Raw genomic sequence first — 5,613 nt, 5'->3', positions numbered from 1 at the left:
AAAAAACATTTATTCTGATGTCTGTTATATTCATTTTAATCATCATAAGTATGGTAGTAGCCGGAAGCTTTCTGGCCCTTTTTATATGGGCAAACAAAAGTGGCCAGTTTGATGATACCGTTACACCATCTATGCGCATGCTTTTTGAAGACAAGAAAAAGAAGAAGTAGTAACTAGTGTTAAGTTAAGCATACTTTAGCCATTGTTCTTTTTGTCCCATGCTGCCTTAAAAAATATACGGCTATGCTCATATTTTTTGCGTTGTCTGGAACAAAAATAACTGCAACTTATACGCACAGTACACTTAACTCAACACTAGTTTATCCGGGTCAAAAGCTTAGCCGTGAAGCAGGATAAAACTGTTCCTATTGCTATTTCACCCGGATTTGCTAACTGTATGTCAATGTAGAGGCAAGAAGTTTGTGTCTTCCCAAAAATCCCTCCTGATCCGCTACTCCATAGTCTGCCTATCACTAAATATAGTGATTAATCATATTCCCATTTTATGGTGATGCCCCGCGTGCCGCCAGCGCCTTTCTTTGTAACTGTAAAATCGACATATAGGTGTCGAGGTCGTTAGGTTAAGAGAGGGGTGTGAGAGCCTCTCTCTAGTCTTACGAAAAAGGTAACATTTAACTTAATTAACATTTATCACAATGATTTACGGAATTACATTAATGATCCTGGGCGTGTTGGCATCACCAAACCTGCTTTTGGCTAAAAAGCCAAATGCTAAAGAAATTCTTGACAAAATAACGCCTTACCAGGGATGGATTGGCCTCGTATTCTGCTTCTGGGGAATCTGGGGAATTATCCAGGCAGTATTGAACATGGGCTTATTGACAAACTGGCCTATTTGGTGGATCACCTGGTTGGCAAGCAGCCTGGTTGAGGCAGTACTCGGATTTATTTTAGGTTATGGAATGATCAGCAAACTGTTGCTTTCCAAAAACGAAGAGGCCAAGAAAAAGGGAGAACAACTGCTGGCTAAACTGGCTCCCATTCAGGGTAAATTAGGTCTTGCAGGTATCATCATTGGCGCTTGGGTAATTGTAGCCGGTATTTTATTCTACGCATAATTAATAGTTGAACTAGGTTATATTAGATTGAGCCATCCGGGTTAGCCTGGGTGGCTTTTTTTTGGTTTACGGATTACGGTTTTTTGTTCATAGTTCACCGTTCACTCAATTCTGAACTTGCCTGATTAGAGTTGACCGGTTTTTAAACTAAAGCTTCATTGTTGGAAATGTTAACCTATGTTATTACTGTTTATCGGTTTAAAACATCACTATAATCTCTTCAGTGCTGTTAAGCGGTTGATTATATATACTTGCCAGTAGAATCTCTTGCAGAGAACTCTACGGCATTCGGAGGCACAGTTTAATTAGGGCAGGAGACCATTACCTGGAGAGGCGAGGGGCAGAAGGGTAGCAACCTCTGCATTAAGTCTATTACCTTCAGCCCGGTATTTACCGAACAGTAAAGCTTTACTAAACTTTCAAAGTTTAGTAAAGCCACAATTTAGCTCTGTAATCTGTCATTAAATTTATCAACCAAGAAGTGCGTATTTGCCATGTCCTACCGCCTTAACTCAACATTTGATAATCCACTCAAGGGGATAGTCTTGTAGAAATATTCAAATTCTAATTCTCTAACACTCCACCGACCACCGACCACCCGCTTACCGACCACTTCCGGCTCCGATCCTCTAACTTCCAACCTAGTCACCGTTCACTCAATTCACCGCTTACCGAATACCAAAACACCAAACATCAGGGAACAAACGTAAAACCTGTGGAGTAAATAGATTGGAAAGTAAAACAAGTAATGTGAAACTTGCCACTGAAAATCAGTAAACCGCGCTTATTGTTATATTATACGAGTTTGCCAACTGCTATTAACAACTGTCTGTCAGCAAAGAGGTGAAAATTTAGGGTCTCCCCAGAAATTCAGCTTGATCCAACATCAGTACCCTGTTCTCAATACTCAATACTCAATACTCAATTCTCCCGACTAAAAAATCAGGCAAGCCCTTCTTCCAACGCATACTTCACTAAACCCGCTGTATTTTTCAGGCCCAGTTTTGATAAGAGATTTTTCCTGTGTGAGTTAACGGTGTGCTGGCTGATGAACAGCTTTTCTGCGATTTCCTGGGTGGTGTTTTGGGCTACAATAAGTTTTAGTATTTCTATTTCCCGTCTGCTTAGCGGAGGTTCTTCGTTTGATTTGGTCTGGCGGGCAAACATGCTGTTGGTGTATTTTTCTTTCACCTCTTCGGAGAAGTAGTTTTCCCCTTTCGCCAGTGCGTATATGGCATCCAGCAGCTCACTTTTATCAGCATTTTTTAGTAAATAACCATTCACATCATCCTGTATGAGTCTGTTAATGGTTTTTGGGTCGCTATGGGTGCTCAGTACCATAGTTTTGATTTCCGGATAATCGTTTTTGATCAGCCTGTTGAGTTCCATACCATCCATACCTGGCATACTGATGTCCATGATCACTACGTCTGCCGTGTTGGATTTCAGGTAGTCAAGAGCTTCGCGTCCGTCCTTTAGAGTACCTGCGAGGTGGACATCCTCAATGTTTTCCAGCAGTGCTGCAAGCCCTTCGAGAAACATGTGGTGGTCGTCTACAATGAGTATGTTAATTTTCTTCATCTTCTTCATTATGTAATTGGTCAACAGGTATGGTAATATCAACGATAGTACCCCGTTTAAGCGTAGTGTCAATGTTGATTTCTCCCTCAAGCAGCTTCACCCTCGAGTGGATGTTGTTCAGGCCTATGCCGCCGGAGGTCACCGAGGCATCAAAACCGACACCATTATCCTCAACCATCAGGTTCAGGCTTTCATTCAGTTTCGTGAGTTGAATGTCCACCTGATCAGCCTTGGCATGTTTGATGATGTTGTTCATCAGCTCCTGAATGATCCTGTAGATCTCTGTTTTGATCTCATTTGGCAGCCTGTTTAGCTCAGCCTGGGGGTGATAGCCAAAGTGTAATTCAAACGAGTGGCTCCTTATCAGGTCATCAAGGTAGTTTTTGATCAGTTCAATAAATTCGTTTTCCTTTATTTTCGGTGGTATCAAGTGGTGTGAGAGGGAGCGAACCTCGTGATACGTCTCATCAATATTCCTGATCACTTTTAGCAAATCAGGACTTTGGTCTTTACCTGAGTAGTTAGCCAGTGTCAGCTTGATGCCAGCCAGATTGCCCGCGACGCCATCGTGCAGCTCCTGAGCTATTCTTTCACGCTCTTTTTCCTGCCCTTCGATGTTTGCCTTTATTGCCTTTATTTCGTTTTCCCTGATCAGCTCCATCTTTTTTTGCTCATTAAGCTCTTTCGTTTTTGCCGATAGCAGGACCTGGGCTTTTATTTTTTGCTGATAGTTGATCAATATTACAACAGACACAATGAGGATGAGGGCTGCTCCTACAATGGCCACATTTTGGGTCAGCGACTGACGTTCCAGGGTGGCTTCCTGTAGTTCTTTTTCCTTTTGCAGGATCTCAATTTCTTTCAACTGCTTTTCAGCATCGTATTTGGCCAGCAGCTCCTCGGTGATGCGGTTCTTTTCATTCGAAAAGAGGCTGTCTTTTAACCTTACATGTATAAACATGTGTTCGAGTGCCTCTTCGTACTTTTTCGCATCTTTGTAAACATAAGCGAGGTTGGCATGAATCAGGTGCATAGAGGCATAATTCGTTTCCTTGCCAATCTCAAGGCTCTTTTTAAAATATCTGATGGCACTGTCCGACTGTTGCAGGTACATATATAAAAGGCCTATTCGGTTATAGGAGACCATAAGCCCCTTTCGCTGGCTGAGCTTTTCCTGCTTTTCCATGATCTCATAAGAATATTTAAGGGCCAGTGAATCTTCCCCCAAATCCATGTAAATCCTTATCACGAAACCCAGCGGTCCTAATTCACATTCTACATCATCCATTTCATAGCATATGGTCAGGCTCTTTTTAAGGTATTGGAGTGCTTTATCATACTCCTTTTGATTTCTGTAGGCGAATCCGATGTTACTCAGAATAATAGACTCTATGGCTTTGTCGGGCTTCATCTCCAGGCACCGTTGAAAATATTCAATGGCTTTGTCGTAACGCTGCTCGTCCAAATATACCGTGCCGATGTTGTTGGTAAGGTTGATCACTTCTTCTGACCAGTTGATCTGCTCAGCTTGTTTGAGTGCTGAAATGTAAAAGCGTAAAGCCTGTTCTTTATGTCCCGAGTAGTGATGCAAACGCCCGAGGTACTTGTTGCAGCGTACACTTCCGTGTTCATCATTCAGTTCATCATGCAATTTCAGGGCAGTGTTCAGGTGGCTGAGGGCAGGTTCAAAATCACCATTGATGGTATGTGCAGCTCCGAGTAAGTAATAACTGCGAGCCTCGCCCGGTGCATACTTATGTTTTTTGCTTAGTTCCAGGGCTGAATCAGCATAAACGGCGGCGAGTGCAGTGGATATTGTAACCTGCTCATCGGCATAATTTAGTAAAGCATCTATATGCTGCGGCATTTCCTGCTGTTTTGTTGTGCCCTGAGCATTGCAAGTGCCGGTAAACTCATGCAGGCAGATCAGCGTGAATATAATAAGGGGAACAACAACCAGATGTAATATCTTCATTTCAGGACTTTATTGGGCACATACCTCACCACGCAATTTATACTCTTTGCATAATTAAGAAAATAGTTTTTGATCGAAATCACTAAAACTAGTGAATTAAGGTTTTCACTTATTATGGTGATGTATAAGGCTGGCCGACGCACTTTCTTTGTGAAGAAATTAATAATTGAAACAAAACTATTTTAAAACTAATGAAAAATTTATCACTTAAAAGTGGCCTTGCATTGGCAGCCCTTTTGTTGGCATTTGGTGTTAATGCTCAAAAGCTTGACAAGTTTGGTAGTACCGTTGAAAAGAAGGTTGGCCCAAAAACTATTCAAGTACCTTATACTGATGTGATCAGCTACTTAGGTTATGCTGAGCCTGGTAATGAAGATGAGGTAAAAGACGGTAAAAAGTTCTACTATATCTACGTATGGGTGCCTGCAGTTGCTCCTGAGCTGGGTGTGAGAATGCTTTCTCCTTTGACTGATTATAAAAACAAAAAAGCTATCGAGTCTGCTGAATACAAAGAGCACAAAGGTTCAAGCGACTTCTTTGATACTTACATCACTTTGGAGCGTTCTTCAATTGTTAGCAAAGACGATATCAGTGCTGACGCTGTTAAAAGTGCAAAATGGGTAGTGCTTGAGAGCAACGATGACAGTGGAGAGATGCCAAAGGATCCAGAAGGCCGTAACTATAACTCATTGTTACGTTACAAAAGCGAAGCCAGCAATCCTGACAAAGCTTTAACTGTAGGCTTGTACCGTGTAGGTTTTACTACTTACAAAGTGGGTGAGGTAAGAGGAACCTTCCTTGCAGAAGTGGCTGCTCCCGTAAAGCTTCCCGGTGTTGCTATGGCTAAATCAATCGATGAGCTTTTGAAGCAAATGAATCAATAATATTTCATAGATAATAAGTGTGCCGGATAGCCTTCCGGCACACCTATTTATTTGGTCCATTATAATTTTCCTCCTTACATAGATCTAGCTGTAG

General features: G+C 41.8%; 5 protein-coding genes. 3 read left to right on the top strand and 2 right to left on the bottom strand.

What is annotated here, in order from left to right:
• The first annotated feature begins 17 nt into the window (after positions 1 to 17).
• Complete coding sequence (ccoS, locus tag E1163_RS31645) at positions 18 to 170, top strand: cbb3-type cytochrome oxidase assembly protein CcoS (RefSeq protein WP_185155964.1); 153 nt, start codon at positions 18 to 20, stop codon at positions 168 to 170.
• A gap of 486 nt (positions 171 to 656) precedes the next feature.
• Positions 657 to 1,079 carry a hypothetical protein gene (locus tag E1163_RS05055; RefSeq protein WP_155170155.1) on the top strand — a complete coding sequence of 141 codons (423 nt, stop codon included), beginning with the start codon at positions 657 to 659 and terminating at the stop codon, positions 1,077 to 1,079.
• Positions 1,080 to 2,021: 942 nt separating this feature from the next.
• On the opposite strand, the gene E1163_RS05050 is transcribed toward E1163_RS05055, so the two are convergent.
• Positions 2,022 to 2,660, bottom strand: coding sequence for a response regulator transcription factor (locus E1163_RS05050; RefSeq protein ID WP_155170153.1), 639 nt, complete (start codon positions 2,658 to 2,660; stop codon positions 2,022 to 2,024).
• Positions 2,647 to 4,635, bottom strand: coding sequence for a tetratricopeptide repeat-containing sensor histidine kinase (locus E1163_RS05045; protein WP_155170151.1), 1,989 nt, complete (start codon positions 4,633 to 4,635; stop codon positions 2,647 to 2,649). The genes E1163_RS05050 and E1163_RS05045 overlap by 14 nt, the downstream gene beginning before the upstream one ends.
• A gap of 191 nt (positions 4,636 to 4,826) precedes the next feature.
• Here E1163_RS05045 and E1163_RS05040 point away from each other — a divergent pair, with 191 nt between their 5' ends.
• Positions 4,827 to 5,519, top strand: coding sequence for a Lipl32 family lipoprotein (locus E1163_RS05040; RefSeq protein WP_155170149.1), 693 nt, complete (start codon positions 4,827 to 4,829; stop codon positions 5,517 to 5,519).
• Positions 5,520 to 5,613 lie beyond the last annotated feature (94 nt).

This window comes from Fulvivirga kasyanovii, assembly GCF_009711405.1.
Classification (GTDB): domain Bacteria; phylum Bacteroidota; class Bacteroidia; order Cytophagales; family Cyclobacteriaceae; genus Fulvivirga; species Fulvivirga kasyanovii.
This window is presented reverse-complemented; position numbering and strand designations above follow the sequence as displayed.

Excerpts from the sequence above, each read along its gene's own strand:
- ccoS (WP_185155964.1), top strand. The coding sequence starts at position 18 with ATGTCTGTTATATTCATTTTAATCATCATAAGTATGGTAGTAGCCGGA.
- E1163_RS05055 (WP_155170155.1), top strand. The coding sequence starts at position 657 with ATGATTTACGGAATTACATTAATGATCCTGGGCGTGTTGGCATCACCA.
- E1163_RS05050 (WP_155170153.1), bottom strand. The coding sequence starts at position 2,660 with ATGAAGAAAATTAACATACTCATTGTAGACGACCACCACATGTTTCTC.
- E1163_RS05045 (WP_155170151.1), bottom strand. The coding sequence starts at position 4,635 with ATGAAGATATTACATCTGGTTGTTGTTCCCCTTATTATATTCACGCTG.
- E1163_RS05040 (WP_155170149.1), top strand. The coding sequence starts at position 4,827 with ATGAAAAATTTATCACTTAAAAGTGGCCTTGCATTGGCAGCCCTTTTG.